The organism is Paraburkholderia humisilvae, from assembly GCF_902859855.1.
GTDB lineage: Bacteria > Pseudomonadota > Gammaproteobacteria > Burkholderiales > Burkholderiaceae > Paraburkholderia > Paraburkholderia humisilvae.
Map to the genome: position 1 here is coordinate 1 of NZ_CADIKH010000418.1, position 822 is coordinate 822.

Sequence of the window (822 nt, forward strand, 5' to 3'; positions counted from 1 at the left end):
CGTCGCTCGCAACAAGCTCAAAAGCGCTCAGCACCGACCTTCGATCATCGCCGCGTGCTGGATTCAGGCAACCTTGTGGTGACGTCATGATTTATGGAAAGGTCAATAAGTGGGTGACCTTATCGTATATATTAATGGTGCGTTGTGCGGGTGGATCTGGTCAAGGTCGAATTATGTGGCTCAATCCGGGTTGATTTGTTTTGAGTGGGATTAATTTATATTTTGTATTTTGGACCTTCGCCTGTGCTGTGATCAAACTATTATTCCGGGTGTAGTGTCCTTACCAGAAAGGGGCAAATGGTCTTGCGCCGGGAAGGGGCCTCTCGCCGGGGGAACCACGGTTTCACCTGGTCTTGGCGTGGTCAGGCGCGGGCCGCTCCGCGCTGTAACGCCGGGTGCATCAGCTTCGAAGCGCGAGCGCGACCGGCCTGCGATAATGCCTTACACAGGTATGACCGCTCGGTGCTCTCTGTCGTTATAAGGTCGATTTCCTGATTTCAGACGGAACTCGCCGACCTTCATGAGGCAGACAGAAGTATCGAACTTGTGCGGCACTGCGCAAACCATCAGCAGGGGATCGTGGGCAGATTGTGCAGGAAGACCCACGGCACGGCGGATGCGCGGCAGTTGATTGCCGCCGTGCGGGAAGCGTAGTCGATCACGTGCGTCCATCGCGCCACGATTGCTAGGCCTCGTCGCGCTGCTGGAAACGGCCTATTGACCTTTCCATAAATCATGACGTCACCACAAGGTTGCCTGAATCCAGCACGCGGCGATGATCGAAGGTCGGTGCTGAGCGCTTTTGAGCTTGTTGCGAGCGAC

The 822-nt window shown here is 55.5% G+C and carries 1 protein-coding gene; it reads right to left on the reverse strand.

The window, feature by feature from the left end:
* Nucleotides 1-566: 566 nt before the first annotated feature.
* Nucleotides 567-822, reverse strand: a 256-nt coding sequence (locus HV796_RS43900; RefSeq protein ID WP_217478262.1) for a hypothetical protein, incomplete at its 5' end; no start/stop codon positions are given.